Below are 19,847 nucleotides of genomic sequence, written 5' to 3' on the forward strand. Positions count from 1 at the left end.
TCTTCGTCCTCTGCGGGAGGGCCATCTAACCGACGAACGCTCACCGTCACAGCCGCACTGTCCACCCCACACCCCCAGCCCACGGGCAATAGCCCATGTAGCCAAGGGTGTCAGCGCCGCATCGTCGGGCGGAATGCTCCAGAGCCTCCGTCACTCGAAAAGGTGACGGCCTCGACCAGCAAGTCTCACGGAGACGGCATAAGTGCCGCCGATATGCCATCGGAGCTGAGATTGTGCCGCGAAATTTGAGACCCTACAGCCGATCCTCAGGTCTGCGCCATGTCCACGAAGCGGGAGTAGTGGCCCTGGAAGGCGACGGTGATCGTGGCCGTCGGGCCGTTTCGGTGCTTGCCCACGATGATGTCCGCCTCGCCCGCGCGCGGGGACTCCTTCTCGTAGGCGTCCTCGCGGTGCAGCAGGATCACCATGTCGGCGTCCTGCTCGATCGAGCCGGACTCGCGGAGGTCGGAGACCATGGGCTTCTTGTCGGTGCGCTGTTCGGGGCCACGGTTCAGCTGGGAGAGTGCGATCACCGGCAGCTCCAGCTCCTTGGCGAGGAGCTTCAGGTTTCGCGACATGTCGGAGACCTCCTGCTGACGGCTCTCCTGGCGCTTCGAGCCGCCCGACTGCATGAGCTGGAGGTAGTCGATGATGACGAGCTTGAGGCCGTTGCGCTGCTTGAGCCGCCGGCACTTCGCCCGGATCTCCATCATCGACAGGTTCGGGGAGTCGTCGATGTAGAGCGGGGCCTGGGAGACGTCCGGCATCCGGCGGGCCAGCCGCGTCCAGTCCTCGTCGGTCATCGTGCCGGAGCGCATGTGGTGGAGCGCGACCCGTGCCTCGGCCGAGAGCAGGCGCATCGCGATCTCGTTGCGGCCCATTTCGAGGGAGAAGATGACGCTGGGCAGGTTGTGCTTGATGGAGGCCGCGCGGGCGAAGTCCAGGGCGAGGGTCGACTTACCCATGGCGGGACGGGCCGCGATGATGATCATCTGACCGGGGTGCAGGCCGTTGGTCAGCGAGTCGAGGTCCGTGAAGCCGGTCGGCACACCGGTCATCTCGCCGCTGCGGGAGCCGATCGCCTCGATCTCGTCGAGCGCCCCCTCCATGATGTCGCCGAGCGGCAGGTAGTCCTCGGTGGTGCGCTGTTCGGTGACCGCGTAGATCTCGGCCTGGGCCGAGTTCACGATCTCGTCGACGTCCCCGTCGGCCGCGTACCCCATCTGGGTGATCTTGGTACCCGCCTCGACCAGGCGGCGCAGGACGGCGCGCTCGTGGACGATCTCGGCGTAGTACGAGGCGTTGGCCGCGGTCGGTACCGACTGGACCAGGGTGTGGAGGTAGGAGGCTCCGCCGACCCGGGTGATCTCGCCGCGCTTGGTGAGCTCGGCACCGACCGTGATCGGGTCGGCCGGCTCACCCTTCGCGTAGAGGTCGAGGATCGCCGCGTACACGGTCTCGTGCGCGGGCTTGTAGAAGTCGTTGCCCTTGAGGATCTCCACGACGTCCGCGATGGCGTCCTTGGAGAGCAGCATGCCGCCGAGGACGGACTGCTCGGCGTCGAGATCCTGCGGGGGGACGCGCTCGAACCCGGAGAGTCCCCCGTCCCAGGGGCCGTCGCCGCCCCGTTCGTGCTGGTCGTCGCGCCCACGCCCGCGCCCGCGTTCGCCCCGGGTACGGGTGGGCAGCCGGTCGCTCGGTCCGCTGTCGGCCCAGGGGTCGTCCATGGGCTCGGAAACAACGCTCACCAAGCCACCTCCTCCGTCCGCTCCGCGGACCTCGCCGTGCCACTCTTTCACGCCACGGCCTTGGTCAGAGAGTGGCTTCGCGACCGCTTCCGGGGCGTCGGGCGCCGGTCCACGGTAGGCCCGTGGAGGGCTCCAGCCAATCCAGTTATCCACAGACCCTGTGGGTGAATGACCAGATGCTGTGGAGAACTTGCCGGTTCCTGTGCACGGACCGGGGGACAGCCATGTGGACAAACTCATAGCAGCTTCTCCATTACCGCCCTGACCTGCGGCTTCACCATCCACCGGCTGTGGGGGAGAAAAAGTTGCCCCCTCTGGCCAAGATCAGAACAAACGGCCCACGCCTCCGACTCCCCGTTCTCCACAAGTAAGGATCAGTAGCACCTTGTATCTCTTACCTGTGGAAGATTAGATTGACCGCATGAGCCAGGCCCCCGCGACCCCCAAGGCCGTCCGCCGTCAGCACGACCGCGAGATCGTCTCCCTCGCCCTCCCGGCCTTCGGCGCCCTCGTGGCCGAGCCGCTCTTCCTCATGGTCGACAGCGCCATCGTCGGCCACCTCGGCACCCCGCAGCTCGCCGGCCTCGCGATCGCCGCGGCACTTCTGTCCACCGCCGTCAGCGTCTTCGTCTTCCTCGCCTACGCCACCACGGCGGCCGTCGCCCGGCGCGTGGGCGCGGACGACCTCCCGGCCGCCATCCGGCAGGGCATGGACGGCATCTGGCTCGCGCTCCTCCTCGGGGCCGCCGTCGTCGCGCTGACCCTGCCCTCCGCTCCCTGGCTCGTCGGCCTCTTCGGAGCCTCCGACACCGCCGCTCCGTACGCCGTCACCTACCTCCGGATCTCCAGCCTCGGCATCCCCGCCATGCTGGTCGTCCTGGCCGCCACCGGCGTCCTGCGCGGCCTCCAGGACACCCGTACACCCCTCTACGTGGCCATCGGCGGCTTCGCGGCCAACGGCGCGCTCAACCTCGGACTGGTCTACGGGGCCGGGCTCGGCATCGCCGGCTCCGCCTGGGGCACCGTCGTCGCCCAGTGCGGCATGGCCGCCGCGTACCTCACCGTCGTCGTGCGGGGCGCCCGCCGCCACGGAGCGTCCCTGCGGCCCGACGCGGCCGGCATCCGGGCGTCCGCCCAGGCCGGAGTACCACTTCTCGTCCGTACGCTCTCGCTCCGCGCGGTCCTGATGATCGCCACGGCCGTCGCCGCGCGGCTGGGTGACACCGACGTAGCCGCCCACCAGATCATCCTGTCCCTGTGGAGCCTGATGGCCTTCGCCCTCGACGCGATCGCCATCGCGGGCCAGGCCATCATCGGCCGTCACCTCGGCGCGAACGACCCGGAGGGGGCCCGGCGGGTCTGCCGTCGCATGGTCCAGTGGGGCGTCGTCTCCGGTGTGGTCCTGGGCGCGCTCCTGGTCCTCGCCCGACCTCTGTTCGTCCCGTTCTTCACCGGTGACGCCGCGGTCCGGGACACCCTGCTCCCCGCCCTGCTCGTGGTCGCCGTCTCCCAACCGGTCGCCGGGGTGGTCTTCGTCCTCGACGGTGTCCTGATGGGTGCGGGAGACGGCCCCTACCTGGCCCGCGCCATGCTGCTGACCCTCGTCGTCTTCGCTCCGGCCGCTCTTCTGGTCCCGGTCCTCGGCGGCGGGCTCACCGCGCTGTGGTGGGCGATGGCACTGATGATGACGGTCCGGTTGCTGACCCTCTGGTTCCGTTCCCGCTCCGGCCGTTGGATCGTCACGGGTGCCGTCCGCTGACCCGACGGGGCTCCGCGGAAATCGCCGTTTCACGTGAAACGGAAAGAACGGCAGGAACGACGGGGCCGACGGGAACAGCAGGAACGGCGAAAGGGCCGTACCCCAGCGGGTACGGCCCTTCCTCATGCACAAGCACTGCTGGAAGCAGCGTTACGCGGCGACGACCTCGACGCCGAGCTTCGCGGCGACCTCGGGGTGCAGACGCACGGACACCTGGTGCGAGCCCAGGGTCTTGATCGGCGAACCGAGCTCGACGCGACGCTTGTCGACGTCCGGGCCACCCGCGGTCTTGATCGCCGAGGCGATGTCGGCCGGGGTCACGGAACCGAAGAGACGGCCGGCGTCGCCGGAGCGAACGGCCAGGCGCACCTTGGTGCCTTCGAGGCGGGCCTTGATCTCGTTGGCCTGCTCGATGGTCGCGATCTCGTGGATCTTGCGGGCGCGGCGGATCTGCGCCACGTCCTTCTCGCCGCCCTTGGTCCAGCGGATCGCGAAACCGCGCGGGACCAGGTAGTTGCGAGCGTAGCCGTCCTTGACGTCGACGACATCGCCGGCGGCACCGAGGCCAGAGACCTCGTGGGTGAGGATGATCTTCATTTTTCGGTCACCCTTCCCTTATCGCGCGGTGGACGTGTAGGGCAGCAGCGCCATCTCACGGCTGTTCTTGACGGCCGTGGCGACGTCACGCTGGTGCTGCGTGCAGTTGCCGGTCACGCGGCGGGCACGGATCTTGCCGCGGTCGGAAATGAACTTCCGCAGCATGTTCGTGTCCTTGTAGTCCACGTACGCGGTCTTGTCCTTGCAGAACGCGCAGACCTTCTTCTTAGGCTTGCGCACAGGCGGCTTCGCCATGGTGTTTCTCCTGTGTGATCAAGAAGTGTGGGGTACGAGCTGCTTCCGGGGCGTGCCCTAGAAGGGGGGCTCGTCCGAGTAGCCGCCGCCGGAGTTCCCACCCCAGCTGCCACCGCCGCCACCGGCCGGCTGGCCGCCGCCGGAGGGAGCGCCGGTCGCCCACGGGTCGTCGGCGGGAGCACCGCCACCGCCCTGCTGGGTACCGCCGGAGTTTCCGCCCCAGCCGCCACCGCCGCCGGCCTGCTGGCCGCCGCCGTATCCACCCTGGCCGCCGCGACCGGTGGTCTTGGTGACCTTGGCCGTGGCGTTCTTGAGACTGGGGCCGACTTCCTCGACGTCCAGCTCGTAGACCGTGCGCTTGACGCCCTCACGGTCCTCGTAGGACCGCTGCTTCAGCCGGCCCTGCACGACGACGCGCATGCCTCGCTGAAGCGACTCGGCGACGTTCTCCGCCGCCTGACGCCAGACCGAGCAGGTGAGGAAGAGGCTCTCGCCGTCCTTCCACTCGTTGGTCTGGCGGTCGAAGGTGCGGGGGGTGGACGCGATACGGAACTTCGCGACCGCCGCACCGGACGGGGTGAAGCGCAGCTCGGGGTCGTCGACAAGATTGCCGACGACCGTGATGACGGTCTCGCCTGCCATGGGGGAACCTCTCGGCGGGATTGCTTCTGGCTGCTGTGCTGCTACTCGGACCCGATGACCTCTGAGCTAGGGGCTCAGTGGGTCTCGGGGCGGAGGACCTTGGTCCGGAGGACCGACTCGTTCAGGTTGAGCTGTCGGTCGAGCTCCTTGACGACCGCAGGCTCGGCCTGCAGGTCGATGACCGAGTAGATGCCCTCGGGCTTCTTCTTGATCTCGTAGGCGAGACGACGACGGCCCCAGGTGTCGACCTTCTCGACCTTTCCGTTGCCCTCACGGACGACGGAGAGGAAGTTCTCGATCAGCGGGGAGACAGCGCGCTCCTCGAGATCGGGGTCGAGGATGACCATCACCTCGTAGTGACGCATGTGGAACCCACCTCCTTTGGACTCAGCGGCCACGGTCGTTCCGTGGCAGGAGGGTCGTGATGCGTGAGCAACGGTATCGGCCACCACTGACAGCGCTCCCGCCGAACGTGTCGGACGAGGAACACCGCAGGAATCCCGGAGGGACATGGGCAGACACCGGTGCAGACCGTACAGCGTACCTGCATCACCGCTTCCGGTTGAAATTCCCTGGTGAAAGGCCGCAATCTGGACACAGTGAACGTCGGCGGCGCTAGGATGCGCCGCCGTCCGGCAAGCACGCCAGGAGGTGCCCCATGGCACACGCAATGCGACGCGACCCCGGCCACTCCCTCTTCGCCACCGACGGCAAGCCCCACCCGCTCCAGGACACCCTGGTCGGCGTGACGCTGGTACTGGGCGTCCTCGCCTTCGTGACCGCGCAGTTCCACAGCCTGCACCTGCTCAGTTCCTGGACGGGCCTCATCGGCATCCTGACCGGCGGTTACGGCCAGTTCGTCTCGGTGACGACCCGCGAACGCTTCTTCCTGATCGTCGGCCTGGGCGCGGCGGGAGTGGGCTTCTTCCTCGGCATGGCCCACGGCGGCCTCTTCAACGGCGTGATCAACTGAGCCGACCGGACGACACGGCCTCCCCCGGCCCCGCGCCGGGCGCCTCCGGTCCTCCCGGCCCCCGTCCGCCCCTCCCGGACCGGGCCGGACGCCGTCGGTCCGCCGGGCACCGGAAGCCCGACCGGGTCCCGTCCGGAACCCGACCGGAGGAACGCGACCGGACACCGACGGCCCACCCCGGACCCTCCCGGGCGAAGCCGCCCGGAGCGGTGGCCCGTCGGCCGGACCAGGGCTCCGGCGGCGCGGCCGGGCCCGCACAGACATACGGGGTGCTCCCCGGTCACAGTAGGCTTCGGCGCGAGAGCCGGAGCCCCTGACCGATGGGGACACACCTGCCGAGGAGCGCCCCGCATGAGCCTGACCCTGAGGACCATCAGCCGTGAGCAGCATCTGGCGTACATCCAGAGCCAGCCCGCCGCGAGCCACTGCCAGGTCCCGGCGTGGGCCGATGTGAAGACCGAGTGGCGTTCGGAGAACCTCGGCTGGTTCGACAGGAACGGCGAACTCGTCGGCGCCGGTCTCGTGCTCTACCGCCAGCTCCCGAAGATCAAGCGCTACCTGGCCTACCTGCCCGAGGGCCCGGTCATCAACTGGTACGCGCCCAACCTGGACGAGTGGCTGCAGCCGATGCTGGCGCACCTCAAGCAGCAGGGTGCCTTCTCGGTCAAGATGGGCCCGCCGGTCGTCATCCGCCGCTGGGACTCGGCCGCCATCAAGGCCGGCATCCAGAACCCCGACGTCAAGCGCCTCAAGGACGTCGAGGCCACCCACATCGAGCCGCGCGCCTTCGAGGTCGCGGACCGGCTGCGGAAGATGGGCTGGCAGCAGGGCGAGGACGGCGGCGCCGGCTTCGGCGACGTGCAGCCCCGCTACGTCTTCCAGGTCCCGCTCGCGAACCGCTCGCTCGACGACGTCCTCAAGGGCTTCAACCAGCTGTGGCGCCGCAACATCAAGAAGGCCGAGAAGGCGGGCGTCGAGGTCGTCCAGGGCGGTTACGAGGACCTGGCCGAGTGGCAGCGGCTGTACGAGATCACGGCCGTCCGCGACCACTTCCGGCCGCGACCGCTCTCGTACTTCCAGCGCATGTGGACCGTCCTCAACAGCGAGGACCCCAACCGCATGCGCCTGTACTTCGCCCGGCACAACGGGGTGAACCTCTCGGCCGCGACCATGCTCGTCGTCGGTGGGCACGTCTGGTACTCCTACGGCGCCTCCGACAACATCGGCCGCGAGGTCCGGCCCTCGAACGCGATGCAGTGGCGGATGCTGCGCGACGCCTACGCGATGGGCGCGACCGTCTACGACCTGCGGGGCATCTCGGACTCCCTGGACGAGACCGACCACCTCTTCGGGCTCATCCAGTTCAAGGTGGGCACGGGCGGCGAGGCCGTCGAGTACGTCGGCGAGTGGGACTTCCCGCTGAACAAGCTGCTGCACAAGGCGCTCGACATGTACATGTCGCGCCGCTGATCCGACGTCCGCGTCACGGCCCGCGCCGTGACGCGGACGGTTCCGTACTCTCGTACATACCTTTGACTCACCGCTGCCGTCAGAAAGGTTCCGGGCCGGCCATGGCGCTCTCCCTCTACGTCGACACCGCTCGCTGGCGGGCGCACCAGAAGTCGGTCATCGACCAGTTCCCCGGGATCATCCCGGTCTGCAAGGGCAACGGCTACGGCTTCGGGCACGAGCGGCTCGCGGACGAGGCGGCCCGGTTCGGCGCCGACATGCTCGCCGTGGGCACCACCTACGAGGCCGCGAGGATCAAGGACTGGTTCAGCGGCGACCTGCTGGTCCTCACCCCCTTCCGCCGGGGCGAGGAGCCGGTTCCGCTGCCCGACCGGGTCGTGCGCTCCGTGTCCTCGGTGGACGGCGTCCACGCCCTGGTGGGCGCCCGGGTCGTGATCGAGTGCATGAGCTCGATGAAGCGGCACGGCGTGCGCGAGGAGGAGCTGCACCAGCTCCACGCCGCCATAGAGGACGTGCGCCTGGAGGGTTTCGCCCTCCACCTCCCGCTGGACCGCCCGGACGGCACCGACGCCGTCGAGGAGGTCATCTCCTGGATGGACCGGCTGCGCAACGCCCGGCTGCCGCTGCACACCATGTTCGTGAGCCACCTGCGGGCCGAGGAGCAGGCACGGCTCCAGCAGCAGTTCCCGCAGACCCGTTTCCGGGCCCGGATCGGCACCCGTCTCTGGCTGGGCGACCACGAGGCCACGGAGTACCGGGGCGCGGTCCTCGACGTGACCCGGGTGGCCAAGGGGGACCGGTTCGGCTACCGCCAGCAGAAGGCGGCGTCCGACGGCTGGCTGGTCGTCGTCGCCGGCGGCACCTCGCACGGCGTGGGCCTGGAGGCCCCCAAGGCGATGCACGGCGTCATGCCGCGGGCCAAGGGCGTCGCCCGGGCCGGCCTCGCCACCGTCAACCGGAACCTGTCGCCGTTCGTCTGGGCGGGGAAGCAGCGCTGGTTCGCCGAGCCGCCGCACATGCAGGTGTCGATCCTGTTCGTGCCCGCCGACGCCCAGGAGCCCCGGGTCGGTGACGAGCTGGTGGCGCACCTGCGCCACACCACGACGCAGTTCGACCGCCTCGTCGAGCGCTGAGCACGGTCCGGCCGGACGCGTCGCCGCTCCGGCCGGATCCGCTCACTCCTGGGAGTCCCGCTCCCGGGGGACGCCCCACTCCACCCGTGTCCCCCGTGCGGGGGCCGGGCCGGCGTGCCGGGCCGCGCCGCCCGCGACGAAGACGTCCCGGGCACCCTCCAGGACGCCGCCGGACGGATCGTCCGAGCCGTCCTGACGGACCGGGTCCTTCTCGGGTGCGAGGACGTCGCGCACCACCATCACGCACAGGTACAGGGTGCCGAGCAGGTGCAGGACGATCGCGAACTGGTAGCCGTCCTCCGGCAGCCCCTGCTTGTTGCCGCTGCCCGTGAACGCCAGGTACATCCAGGTGCCCAGGAAGTACGCGATCTCGCACGCCTGCCAGATCAGGAGGTCCCGCCAGCGCGGCCGGGCGAGGGCGGCCAACGGGACGAGCCACAGGACGTACTGCGGCGAGTAGACCTTGTTGGTCAGGACGAACGCGGCGACGACCAGGAAGGCCAGCTGGACGAAGCGGGGCCTGCGGGGCGCCGTGAACGTGAGGTGGGCGAGACCGGCCACCGCCACGCCCATCAGCAGCGTCGCGTACAGATTGGCCCGGTCCGGCGGGACGGGGTCGCCCGTGCGCTGGCCGATGAGCAGCCAGACCGAACCGAAGTCGACGTTCCGGCGCATGCTGAAGAGGTAGAACTGCTTCCAGCCCTCCGGCGCGAGCAGCATCACCGGCAGGTTCACGACCAGCCAGGCCCCCGCGAAGCCGAGCAGCGCGGTCCCGTACGCCCGCCACTTCCCGGCGCGCCAGCAGAGCAGCAGCAGCGGGCAGAGGATCAGGACCGGATAGAGCTTGGCCGCGGTGGCCAGACCCAGCAGGACCCCGAAGGCCGCCGGCCGGCTCCGCGACCACATCAGGACGGCGGCGGCGGCCAGCGCCACGGCCAGCAGGTCCCAGTTGATCGTGGCGCTGAGTGCCACCGAGGGCGAGAGCGCGACCAGGAGGCCGTCCCAGGGGCGGCGGCGGTGCGTCCGCGCCACGCAGACCGCGAGGACGGCCGCGCAGACCATCAGCAGGCCGGCGTTGGCCAGCCAGTACGCCTGTTCCCGCTGCGTCTCGTCACCGCCGCCCGGCGTCAGCCAGGCCGCGACCTCCATGAGGAGCCCGGTCAGGACCGGGTACTCCAGGAACGGTATGTCGCCGCCCAGCCGGTCGAAGTACGGCACCAGGCCGTCCGCGAAGCCCCGCCCGACGAAGAGGTGCGGGATGTCCGAGTAGCAGGCGTGGGTGTACTGGGAGGTCGCGCCCCGGAACCAGGCCCAGTTGTAGCAGGGCAGCTTCTGCACCATGCCCAGGGCGAACATGCCGATGGCCACGAGGGCGACCACCCGCACGGGCGTCGGACGGCCGGTGCCGGGCAGCGCCCGGCGGCCGTAGGGGCCGCCGATCAGTTCGCTGCCCGCGGCGGCCACCTCGTCCCGGTGGGTGGGGACGACCGTCTGCGAGCGGCCCGGCGCGCTCGTCTTCTGGAGGCTCGGCATGGGGGACATCCTGCCGTACGGCCTCCGGGAAAACGGCGAGGGCCGTGGGGGGGGGGGCGGGGCGGGGCCGGGGGGGGGGGCGGGGCGGGGCGGGGGGGGGGGGGGGGGGGGGGGGGGGGGGGGGGGGGGGGGGGGGGGGGGCGGGGCCCCCCCCCCCCCCCCCCCCCCCCCCCCCCCCCCCCCCGCCCCCGTTCGCACGGGAAGAGCCCCCGGGAAGCCCCTAAGGTGGACGCATGAACGACCGCATGGTGTGGATCGACTGCGAGATGACCGGGCTCTCGCTGACGGACGACGCACTCATCGAGGTGGCCGCGCTGGTCACCGACTCGGAACTGAACGTGCTCGGCGACGGGGTGGACATCGTGATCCGTCCGCCGGACGCGGCCCTGGAGACCATGCCGGAGATCGTGCGCCAGATGCACACGGCCTCGGGGCTGCTCGACGAGCTGCCCGGCGGCACCACGCTCGCCGACGCGGAGGCCCAGGTCCTCGCGTACGTCCGCGAGCACGTCAAGGAGCCCGGCAAGGCGCCGCTGTGCGGGAACTCGGTCTCCACGGACCGGGGCTTCCTCGCCCGCGACATGCCCGCCCTGGAAGGCCACCTGCACTACCGGATCGTCGATGTCTCCTCGGTCAAGGAGCTGGCCCGCCGCTGGTACCCGAGGGCGTACTTCAACAGTCCGGAGAAGAGCGGCAACCACCGGGCGCTCGCCGACATCCGCGAGTCCATCGCGGAGCTGCGCTACTACCGCGAGGCGGTCTTCGTGCCGCAGCCCGGCCCCGACTCGGACACCGCCAAGCGGATCGCCGCCCGTCACGTCCTGTCCGCCGAATGACCGCCCGCTCGCGCCCGCGCGGACCCCTCCGGGAAACGTGGGCGCGAGCACCCTCCGGAACCTTGTAGACTTCTTCTCGGCCGGTCGGGGAAACCTTCGGGAAAACCGCCGGGCGTGGTGGGTATAGCTCAGATGGTAGAGCACCTGGTTGTGGTCCAGGATGTCGCGGGTTCGAGTCCCGTTACTCACCCTTTCAGGGGAAGGCCCTGATCCTTGGAGACATGGATCAGGGCCTTCTTCGCGTTCCGGCGCGGACCGCCGGGCGGCGGGAGTCGCCGCACCCCCGGAACACCCTCCCCCATGATCACAAAAGGTGACACACCGTACCGCTCGCGCACCCAGTGTGACCGAGCACACGCCTTCCCGGCTGTCCCTTCACATGATGATCATGAAAAGCTCGCGCGGCCTGCACCGCAGGCGAACCACATCGAACGAACGAGTTAAGGGGGGTGGATGCGAAGAGGAACACGGATCGCGTCCGTCTCGACCGCGGTGGCCCTGACGCTGTCCCTGCAGCTGCCGGCCCTGGCGGAAGAGCGAACGGCGATACCCACGGAGACGACGGACGCCGTCCCGGACCGCACCGAGGCGCCCGACCTCGCGTCGGCGCGCCTGGCCGCCGTGCTCGGCGGCAAGCGGGTCGAGGCCCTGTCCGAGCGGACGGAGGCCTCCAGCACCTGGGTCAACCCGAACGGGACGGTCACCACGGAGACCGCGTCCGGGCCGGTCCGGATCAGGGAGGGGGGTGAGTGGAAGCAGCTCGACACCACCCTCGTCGACACCGGGACGCGGCTCGAACCCGAGGCCGCCGTCGCCGACGTGAAACTGTCCGACGGCGGGGCCGAGGACTTCGCCGCGGTGACCCGCAGCGGACGGACCTTCGGCCTGGACTGGTCCGCCACGAAGGCCCTCCCGGCCCCGGAGGTCGAGGGGGACACGGCGGTCTATCCGGAGGTCGTGCCCGACGGCGACCTGCACGTCACCGCGCTCCCCCAGGGCTTCACCGAATCGCTCATCCTGCGCGAGCGCCCCACCGAGCCGGTCGAGCTGCGGCTCCCGGTCACGCTGGAGGGCCTGAGCCTGGAGAAGGAGCGGTCGGGACACCTGCGCCTGGAGGACGCCACCGGGAAGCTGGTCGCCAGCGCCCCGGCGCCCCGGATGTGGGGCACGGGAACGGACCCGAAGTCCGGTGACCCCACCCACTCCATGGAGATCGAGACCCGCATCGAGCAGAGCGCGGGCCGGCCGGTCCTGGTCCTCAAGCCCAGCATGGCCTTCCTCACCGACCCCGACGTCACCTACCCGGTGAACATCGACCCCACGACGACCCTCGCGGCGTCCACGGACACCTGGGTCGCCACCAACTACCCGGACTCCCAGCGCGGTTCGACCGAGCTGAAGGCCGGCACCTACGACGGCGGCACCACGAAGGCCCGTTCGTACGTGAAGTTCGACGTGTCGAAGTACGCCGGCAAGCAGATCCTGGACACCGAGTTCAGGCTGCACTCCTACTGGTCGTCGAGCTGCTCCGCGACCGGTTCCGGCGTGGCCGTCCGGCGCATCACCGCGAACTGGGACCCCAGCGCGGTGACCTGGGGCGCGCAGCCCGCGACGACGGCCGACGACGCGGTCGTCTCCAAGGCCGCGTACGGGTACAGCTCGGCCTGCCCGGCGAACTTCATGCGCTGGGACGTGGACGGGATCGTCCAGGCGTGGGCCGACGGCCAGCCGAATTACGGCCTCCAGGTGCGCGCCGTGGACGAGGCGGACTCGATGAGCTGGCGGCGCTTCCGCTCGGCGAACTACGTGGACGGGGCCCAGGGACCGACCGAGCCGACGCTCGTCGTGACCTACAACACCAAGCCGAACGCCGGCAGCGCCGTGAGCCCCGCCGAGGGCACGGTCACCGCGGACACGACCCCGACCCTCACCGCCCAGGCCACCGACCCCGACGCCGACTCCGTGCGGCTCACCTTCGAGGTGTGGAACAAGGACGCCACCGCGAAGGTGACGAGCGGGACCTCCGCGTTCGTCGCCTCCGGCAAGCCCGCCGCCTGGACGTCCGGGGCGCTCGCGCCGGGAACGTACAAGTGGCGCGTCTCGGTGTACGACGGCAAGCTCTGGAACGGGGGATGGTCCGCCTGGCGCACCCTGACCGTCGACACCTCCGTGCCGGTGGCGCCCTCGGTCACCTCCTCCGTCTACCCGGCCGACGGCCTGTGGCACGGCGGTGCGGGGACCCCCGGCTCCTTCACCGTCGCCGACCCCCAGGGCAAGGCCGTCGCGGCCGAGTACTCCCTGGACGGCGGCCCGGCGGGCACGGTGGCCCTCTCGGCCGGCCGGGGAACGGTGACGCTGACCCCCTCGGCCGACGGCACCCACGTCCTCTCCGTCCGCGTGAAGAACGCGGCGGGAACGTGGTCGGACCCGGCGGAGCACGCGTTCCGCGTGGGCCGGATCACCGGCGTCCTCTCCCCCTCCTTCGTCAACGAGGTCGCCGAGACGCACTTCTCCGACCTGCTGCACCCCGAGGAGGAGCAGACGGAGCCCGAGGACCGGCCCGTCGACACCGAGTACCCGGAGATCGACGACACGCCCGTGGACTACCAGGAGCAGGAGGACCCCGAGGTCGTCGAGACCGAGGAGTCCGTCCTGGCCTCCGGCGTCGTGGAACTCCCCGGCACGGCCGGTCAGGAGATCGTCGGCACCAGCGCTGACGGCTCCGTCCAGACGTCGGTGGCCATGCCCTCGGGCGCCGCGGCGGCCGCCACGCTCAGCGAGACCGGCGTCGTCGTCTACCCGAACACGCAGACGGACGCGGACACGCTCGCCATCCGGACCGGGCAGAACGCCGTCGAGACGTTCCACCTGCTCCGGAGCGCCTCCGCGGCGACGAGCTACACGTACACCCTGCGCCTGCTGCCCGGTCAGACGGCGACGCAGGGCGCGGACAACGTCATCATCGTCTCGGACGAGCTGGGCAACCTGACCTTCATCACCGCCCCCGTCGCCCGTGACGCCAAGGGCGCCGGCATCCCCGTGAAGCTCACGCTCTCCGGGAACGAGGTCACCGCCTCGCTGGCCCCCGCCGCCGGCCAGACCCTGGCCTACCCGGTCCTGATGGACCCCGGCTTCGGTTACGGCAGCGCCACGCCCTCCGAGCGGTCGTACTGCTTCTGGAACCCGATCGACTGCACCACCGCGTACGACGCCGCGAACAAGGCGTTCAAGCAGGCGCAGGACTGGTACCCGGACAGGACCCTCTTCCAGGGCACCGGCGACTCCTTCCGGCACTGCTACTGGAACGCGCGCATGGAGATCCGTCTGTCCACCAAGGACGCCTACGAGTTCGCGACCCGGCACGAGTCGACGTCCAAGGGCGTCGACAAGCAGATGGACCTGAAGAACAACGCGATCGGCCGGGAGATCGGCCGCAAGCGGACCGGCCAGACCAGCGCCGGGATCAGGGCGCGGGACGATTGCCGCAGTGCCCAGCGGAACGGCAAGCTGTGGATCATCAAGAGCGGACGACTCGTGAGGAGCAACAGTTGAGCCCTCTCTTCGTGAAGCGGGCGGGAGCGGCGGTCCTCGTCCTGGAGGTCTGCTACGTGCTGCTCATGGAGCTGGCCTTCGCGCTCCTCGTGGTGGACACGTCCGGGATCGACCACCCGGGGTCGGAGGGCGCCGGGGGTCTCCTCCTGGTGGCCGAGGCGACGGCGGCGCTGGTCCTGCTCTGGGCCGCGGCCGTGCTCGTGCTCCCCGCCCTCGCGGAGAAGGGCCCCCGGTGGGCCCGTGCCGCCGGGCTCGTCGCCGCGGCGGTCCTCCAGGTCCTCGGCATCCGGTCGGCGACGTCCAACGCGCTGGCCCAGGACGCCGGGCCCGACGTCGTGGTCAACGCGCTGATGGTGCTGTGCGCCCTGGTCGCCGTCGCCGCGTGCGTCCTGGGGCTCCGCGACGCGTCGCGGAGAACGGCGGTCCGGGGCTGAGCCCGGCCCCCGGCGCCCGTGCGGGTGCCGGGGGCCGCGCCCGCCCCGGGGAGGCCCCGGTCCTCACGGACCGGGGCCTCCGTCGTGTCCGCGGCCGGGAAAGGCGCGCCCCGGCCGGGGGGTGGGTGGGGGAGGCCGGGGCGCGCTGCTCGGGGGTGGGTGGAGAGGAAGAGGAGGCCGGGTGCGGCCGGTGGGAACCTTCGTGCTCGGGGTGTGGCAACACGCTAGCGGCCGGGAAGGGCGAAAACCGGCCTCCGGGGGCGGGGGCGGGGTTTCTTACGGGTCGCTTAAGGAGGCCATCGGGAGGGGGAAAGGTTCGCCTCCCGGGAGAGGAAGGGGCGGGGGGAAGGCGGAGGGAGCGGGGAGACGGGACCGGGCGGGGCCCCGGGACCGTACCGGCGGGGCCGGGACCGGGACCGGCGGGGCCGGGACCGGGACCGTACCGGTGGGGCCGGGACCGTACCGCCGGAGCCGAAGCCGTACCGGCGGGGCCGGAACCGTGCCAGCGCGCCCGAGGCCGTACCGGCGGAACCGGGACCGTACCGCCGGAGCCGAGGCCGTACCGGCGAGCCCGGGCCCGGGACCGTACCGCCGGGCCCGGGACCGTACCGCCGGGCCCGGGACCGTACCGGCGGAGCCGGAAGGCGTCAGCGCTCCCCCGCCCGCCGCGTTCCCGTCCCCCCGCGCCTGCGGCGGGACGGGCGGTGGGCGCGGCGGGTGGTCGTACGGGCGGGGCCGGACGTCCCGGCGCGACCGGCCAGGCCGAGCCAGACGCGGACCTCGGTGCCGCCGAGCACCGAGCGGCCGATCCGGACGTCGCCGCCGGTGCCCTCCGCCATCCGCCGCACGATGTCGAGGCCGAGTCCCGTGGAGCCGTCCCGGTCGCCGCCGTTGCCCCGGGCCAGGGCGGCGGCGGGGTCGTCGATGCCGGGGCCCGCGTCCGAGACCAGGACGATGACGGCGTCGTCGCCGTTGTGGACGTCGACGGAGAAGGCGGTGCCCTCGGGGGTGTGGCGGAAGACGTTGCCGAGCAGGGCGTCGAGGGCCGCGACCAGTTCGGGACGGGCGACCGGGATGCGGACCGGACGCTCGACGCCCGCGACCCGCACCCGCCGCCCCTCGTCCTCCGCGAGCGCCGACCAGAAGTCCATCCGCTCGCGGACCACTTCGGCGGCGTCGCAGCCCGCGCCGGGGCCGGTCGCCCGGGTCTGCGGCTTCGCCTCCCGGGCCGTACGGATGATGATGTCGACCTCGCGTTCCAGCTGTTCCACGGCCGTACGGGTCTGTTCGGCGGCCGGACCCGCGCCGAGCGAGGCCGCGTTGAGCCGGAGGACGGTCAGCGGGGTGCGCAGCCGGTGGGAGAGGTCGGCGGCCAGCTCGCGTTCGTTGGCGAGGAGCTGGACGACCTGGTCGGCCATCGAGTTGAAGGCGACGGCGGCCGACTTGAGCTCCGGCGGCCCCTCCTCGGGGACGCGCACGCCGAGCTGCCCCTCCCCCAGCTCGTGGGCGGCGCCCGCGAGCCGCTGGGCGGGCTGGACCATGCGGACGCCGAGGCGGTCCGCGACGGCGACGGAGCCGACGACGAGGGCGATGCCGACCCCCGCGAGGATCAGCCAGGCGGTGGCGACGCCGTTGGACACCTCGCCCTCGGGGACGAAGAGTTCGACGATCGCGACCTCGCCGCTGCTGATCGCGGTGGGCTGGAGCAGGGCGAAACCGCCCGGGACCTCCGCGATGGAGGCCCGGCCCAGTCCGCGGGTGGCCCGCAGCTCCTCCTCGCCGGCCCGCCGGGTGCCGATCTCCAGCGGCGGCGCGCCCGGGATGTCGGAGGGCACGTGGACGGCGAGCCGGCCGGCGGGCCCGTCCTCGGTGGCGGCGACGGCCCTCTCCAGCTCGTCGCGGTCGGTGGTGATCGCGAGGACGGGGGCCAGACCGGAGGCCCGCCGTTCGGCGTTGGAGAACGCCCGGTCGCGGGCCATCTCCTTGACGACGAGTCCGAGGGGGACGGCGAAGGCGACCACGACCATGACGGTGACGGCCAGGGAGACCTTGACCAGCGCCCATCTCACGGCCGCGGCTCCCGGGGAGGCTCCAGCTTCACGCCGACGCCGCGCAGGGTGTGCAGGTAGCGGGGCCGGGCGGCCGTCTCGCCCAGCTTCCGCCGCAGCCACGACAGGTGGACGTCGATGGTCTGGTCGTCGCCGTAGGACTGCTGCCACACCTCGGCGAGCAGCTCCTTGCGCGGGACGACCACGCCGGGCCGGCCGGCGAGGAAGGCCAGCAGGTCGAACTCGCGCCGGGTCAGGTCCAGGGGCGCGCCGTCCAGTTCCGCCCGGCGGCGCAGCGGATCGACGGTGAGCCCGCCGACGCGGAGGACCGCGGAGGGCGGCGCCTCGCCGGCGGCGGACCGGGCGCGGCGCAGGACGGCGGCCATCCGGGCCGAGAGGTGGTCGACCGAGAAGGGCTTCACCAGGTAGTCGTCGGCCCCGGCGTGGAGGAGCCGTACGATCTCGGCCTCGTCGTCCCGGGCGGTCGCGATGATCACCGGCACGTCGGTGATGCCGCGCAGCATCTTGAGCGCCTCGGACCCGTCCAGGTCGGGTAGTCCGAGGTCGAGGACGACCACGTCGAAACGGAAATGGGCGACCTCGCGCAACGCCTCCAGGGCAGTACCGACGCTGCGTACCGTGTGGGACGCCGCGGTGAGCTGCCGGATGAGGGCGGAGCGCACGAACGGGTCGTCCTCGACCACGAGCACACTTGCCATGGGCGGCACCGTACGCCATGTGGGCGAATCGTCGGACAACGTCCACCCGCGGAGACGGTGCACCGGACCATGGTGCACCATGGTCCGGTGCGAAGAGGACTGGTACACGCCCTGGCCTGGTCACTCGCCACCGGCGCGGCGGTCACCCTGTCCTGGTGGGGGGTGCACAGCGTGCTGACCGGCACCGTGTACGACCCGCCGCGCGCCCTCCCCCTGCCGGCCGGCGCCGTCGACGGGGTGTACGGCTCGGGCGGCGGCCCGCCGGTCTCCACGCCGTCGCCCCCCGGGACGGCCCCGTCCACCGCGCCGCCCGCGGCGAAACCGGGCGGACCCCCGTCCGCGACGGCCCCGCCGTCCCCCTCCTCCACCCCCTCCGCGCGCCCCTCGCTCCGGCCGAAGCCCACGACGGCGGCCCCCTCCACCCCTCCGGCGGACCGGGACCCCGGGTCGGGCGCGAACGTGAAGAGCTACCCCGTGGACGGCGGCCGGGCCACCTTCGACATCGGGGAGACCTCGGCCGAACTCGTCTCGGCGACGCCCGCCCCGGGCTGGCGGATGCAGGTGTGGAAGCAGACCAACTGGATCCGCGTCACCTTCACCCGGGGCGACCGCGAACTGTCGGTCTTCTGCGTGTGGCACGACACCGCGCCCCGGGTGGAGATCGAGGACCGGACGGTCTGAGGACCCGGACCGGCCCTCAGCGGAAGACCGAGGCCGGCGGCGCGGGCGAGGGTTTCGCGGTCGCGTCGGTGACCGGGGCCGCTCCCCCGGCGAAGTCGGCGAGGGCCCGGCCGTGTTCGACCCGGCCCGGGTGCGGGTCGGTGGCGACCCGGCGGGTCAGGTCGGCCACCGGCAGCTCCCGGTCCGAGGCGAGCAGCACCGCGTTGCCGAAGCGGCGCCCGCGCAGCACGGTCGGGTCGGCGGTCAGCGCCAGTTCGGGGAAGACGGCGGCGGCCGTGGCGATCTGGCCGCGCAGGTGGGCCAGCGGCGGGCCGTCGGCGAGGTTCGCCGCGTAGAGGCCGCCGGGCCGCAGCGCCCGCCGCACCTCGGCGAGGAACTCGGCGCTGGTCAGGTGGGCGGGGGTACGGGCTCCGCCGAAGACGTCCGCGACGATCAGGTCCGCCCAGCCGTCCTGGACCCTGGCGAGCCCGGCGCGCGCGTCGGCGGAGCGGACCCGTACGCGGGCGTTCGGATCGAGCGGCAGTTCCCGCCGGACGAACCGGACCAGGGGTTCGTCCAGCTCCACGACCTGCTGCGTGGAGCGGGGGCGGGTCGCGGCGACGTACCGGGCGAGGGTGAGGGCGCCGCCGCCGAGGTGGACGACCTTGAGCGGCCGGTTCGGCGGGGCGGCGAGGTCCACGACGTGGCCGAGGCGCCGCTGGTACTCGAAGGCGAGGTGGGACGGGTCGTCGAGATCGACGTGCGACTGCGGGGCGCCGTCGAGGAGCAGGGTCCAGCCGCGCGGGCGTTCCCGGTCGGGTACGAGTTCGGCGAGGCCGCCGTCGACGGTCTCGGCGACGGGTGCGGCGGCCACCGCCCGGTCACGCTGCTTGTTCCTGGCCATCGGCCCATTATCCGCCCGTCCGTACGCGTGTGCGCCCGTACGTCCGTGCGCGTGCGGTGCGCGGCCGGCCCTCCGAGTCCGGGCGCGCGGCGGGCTCAGCGGCGGCCGTCGGCGGCCTCGATGAGCCGGGCCGCCTCGCCCAGCGCCTCGCGCAGGACGGCGGGGTCGGTGACCGGGTCGGTGTCGCCGGGGGGCAGCAGCCAGCCGGCGGGCCGGGGCGCGTCACCGGCGGGCTCGGGCAGCTCCGGCAGTTCGGGGAGGCGGAGGCCGCGTCCCGACGTGCGCGTACAGGCGCTGCCCGGCATGTCCCAGGCGGCGGCGGTGCCGGGCGGCACCAGGAACCCCAGGGTGTCGCAGGTCCCGTCGTGCACCACCGGCCCGACGGCGGGGGCCCCGGCCCGGCGCAGGATGTCGACGGCCTCCAGCCCCTGGCGGACCGGCACGGTGACCAGATCCCAGGAGTCGGCGGGCGGGGGCCCGTCCGCTCCCGGGGCGGACGCGTGCCGGGTGGCCGACTGGGAACCGATCTCCGACATGGGACCCCTCCTCGCTCCATGGGGAGACACGTTCGCCTCCCTTACGGT

At 72.0% G+C, this 19,847-nt stretch carries 18 protein-coding genes and 1 tRNA gene; 9 read left to right on the forward strand and 10 right to left on the reverse strand.

What is annotated here, in order from left to right:
* Window positions 1–266 precede the first annotated feature (266 nt).
* The gene (gene dnaB / locus ACFYZY_RS07035) at window positions 267–1,727 is read right to left on the reverse strand and encodes a replicative DNA helicase (RefSeq protein ID WP_388690621.1); all 1,461 of its coding nucleotides are present in this window, start codon (window positions 1,725–1,727) and stop codon (window positions 267–269) included.
* Window positions 1,728–2,169: 442 nt separating this feature from the next.
* Between dnaB and ACFYZY_RS07040 the strand changes: the two genes are divergently transcribed.
* Window positions 2,170–3,507 carry an MATE family efflux transporter gene (locus tag ACFYZY_RS07040; protein ID WP_388690223.1) on the forward strand — a complete coding sequence of 446 codons (1,338 nt, stop codon included), beginning with the start codon at window positions 2,170–2,172 and terminating at the stop codon, window positions 3,505–3,507.
* A gap of 150 nt (window positions 3,508–3,657) precedes the next feature.
* Here the strand turns inward: ACFYZY_RS07040 and rplI are convergent, their stop codons facing one another.
* From rplI to rpsF, 4 genes are all read right to left on the reverse strand, one after another.
* Entirely contained in the window at window positions 3,658–4,104 is a 447-nt protein-coding gene (gene rplI / locus ACFYZY_RS07045; protein WP_121830685.1) for a 50S ribosomal protein L9, read from the reverse strand.
* Window positions 4,105–4,122: 18 nt separating this feature from the next.
* On the reverse strand, window positions 4,123–4,359 hold the full coding sequence (gene rpsR / locus ACFYZY_RS07050) for a 30S ribosomal protein S18 (protein ID WP_005315025.1): 237 nt from the start codon (window positions 4,357–4,359) through the stop codon (window positions 4,123–4,125).
* Window positions 4,360–4,416: 57 nt separating this feature from the next.
* Window positions 4,417–5,001, reverse strand: coding sequence for a single-stranded DNA-binding protein (locus ACFYZY_RS07055; RefSeq protein ID WP_388690225.1), 585 nt, complete (start codon window positions 4,999–5,001; stop codon window positions 4,417–4,419).
* A 74-nt stretch (window positions 5,002–5,075) separates the two neighbouring features.
* Window positions 5,076–5,366 (reverse strand): 30S ribosomal protein S6, encoded by a 291-nt coding sequence (gene rpsF / locus ACFYZY_RS07060; protein ID WP_015034882.1) that lies wholly within the window; start codon window positions 5,364–5,366, stop codon window positions 5,076–5,078.
* 293 nt (window positions 5,367–5,659) lie between these two features.
* On the opposite strand from rpsF, the gene ACFYZY_RS07065 reads away from it, so the two are divergent.
* The 3 genes from ACFYZY_RS07065 (at window position 5,660) to ACFYZY_RS07075 (ending at window position 8,577) form a co-directional block, all read left to right on the forward strand.
* Complete coding sequence (locus tag ACFYZY_RS07065; protein ID WP_388690227.1) at window positions 5,660–5,974, forward strand: hypothetical protein; 315 nt, start codon at window positions 5,660–5,662, stop codon at window positions 5,972–5,974.
* Window positions 5,975–6,325: 351 nt separating this feature from the next.
* Complete coding sequence (locus ACFYZY_RS07070) at window positions 6,326–7,444, forward strand: lipid II:glycine glycyltransferase FemX (RefSeq protein WP_388690229.1); 1,119 nt, start codon at window positions 6,326–6,328, stop codon at window positions 7,442–7,444.
* 101 nt (window positions 7,445–7,545) lie between these two features.
* Complete coding sequence (locus tag ACFYZY_RS07075; RefSeq protein ID WP_388690231.1) at window positions 7,546–8,577, forward strand: alanine racemase; 1,032 nt, start codon at window positions 7,546–7,548, stop codon at window positions 8,575–8,577.
* Window positions 8,578–8,619: 42 nt separating this feature from the next.
* Here ACFYZY_RS07075 and ACFYZY_RS07080 read toward each other — a convergent pair whose 3' ends face one another.
* Window positions 8,620–10,110, reverse strand: coding sequence for a glycosyltransferase family 87 protein (locus ACFYZY_RS07080; RefSeq protein ID WP_388690232.1), 1,491 nt, complete (start codon window positions 10,108–10,110; stop codon window positions 8,620–8,622).
* Window positions 10,111–10,343: 233 nt separating this feature from the next.
* Between ACFYZY_RS07080 and orn the strand changes: the two genes are divergently transcribed.
* The 4 genes from orn (at window position 10,344) to ACFYZY_RS07100 (ending at window position 14,932) form a co-directional block, all read left to right on the forward strand.
* Window positions 10,344–10,946 carry an oligoribonuclease gene (gene orn, locus ACFYZY_RS07085; protein ID WP_388690233.1) on the forward strand — a complete coding sequence of 201 codons (603 nt, stop codon included), beginning with the start codon at window positions 10,344–10,346 and terminating at the stop codon, window positions 10,944–10,946.
* Between the two features lie 117 nt (window positions 10,947–11,063).
* Window positions 11,064–11,136, forward strand: a tRNA-His gene (locus tag ACFYZY_RS07090).
* A gap of 263 nt (window positions 11,137–11,399) precedes the next feature.
* Window positions 11,400–14,498, forward strand: a complete 3,099-nt coding sequence (locus tag ACFYZY_RS07095; protein ID WP_388690235.1) for a DNRLRE domain-containing protein — start codon at window positions 11,400–11,402, stop codon at window positions 14,496–14,498.
* Window positions 14,495–14,932 carry a hypothetical protein gene (locus tag ACFYZY_RS07100; RefSeq protein ID WP_388690236.1) on the forward strand — a complete coding sequence of 146 codons (438 nt, stop codon included), beginning with the start codon at window positions 14,495–14,497 and terminating at the stop codon, window positions 14,930–14,932. Before ACFYZY_RS07095 ends, ACFYZY_RS07100 begins: the two co-directional genes overlap by 4 nt.
* A 647-nt stretch (window positions 14,933–15,579) precedes the next feature.
* Here the strand turns inward: ACFYZY_RS07100 and ACFYZY_RS07105 are convergent.
* Window positions 15,580–17,001, reverse strand: coding sequence for an ATP-binding protein (locus ACFYZY_RS07105; protein WP_388690238.1), 1,422 nt, complete (start codon window positions 16,999–17,001; stop codon window positions 15,580–15,582).
* A complete protein-coding gene (locus tag ACFYZY_RS07110) occupies window positions 16,998–17,699 on the reverse strand; it encodes a response regulator transcription factor (RefSeq protein ID WP_388690239.1) in 702 nt (233 codons plus the stop codon). Before ACFYZY_RS07110 ends, ACFYZY_RS07105 begins: the two co-directional genes overlap by 4 nt.
* Before the next feature lie 87 nt (window positions 17,700–17,786).
* Here ACFYZY_RS07110 and ACFYZY_RS07115 point away from each other — a divergent pair, with 87 nt between their 5' ends.
* A complete protein-coding gene (locus tag ACFYZY_RS07115; protein WP_388690241.1) occupies window positions 17,787–18,380 on the forward strand; it encodes a hypothetical protein in 594 nt (197 codons plus the stop codon).
* A 16-nt stretch (window positions 18,381–18,396) separates the two neighbouring features.
* On the opposite strand, the gene ACFYZY_RS07120 is transcribed toward ACFYZY_RS07115, so the two are convergent.
* Both ACFYZY_RS07120 and ACFYZY_RS07125 read right to left on the reverse strand, forming a co-directional pair.
* A complete protein-coding gene (locus ACFYZY_RS07120) occupies window positions 18,397–19,263 on the reverse strand; it encodes a spermidine synthase (protein ID WP_388690242.1) in 867 nt (288 codons plus the stop codon).
* A gap of 95 nt (window positions 19,264–19,358) precedes the next feature.
* Window positions 19,359–19,799 (reverse strand): hypothetical protein, encoded by a 441-nt coding sequence (locus tag ACFYZY_RS07125; RefSeq protein ID WP_388690244.1) that lies wholly within the window; start codon window positions 19,797–19,799, stop codon window positions 19,359–19,361.
* Window positions 19,800–19,847: the final 48 nt, after the last annotated feature.

The organism is Streptomyces sp. NPDC001744, assembly GCF_042892575.1.
GTDB lineage: Bacteria > Actinomycetota > Actinomycetes > Streptomycetales > Streptomycetaceae > Streptomyces.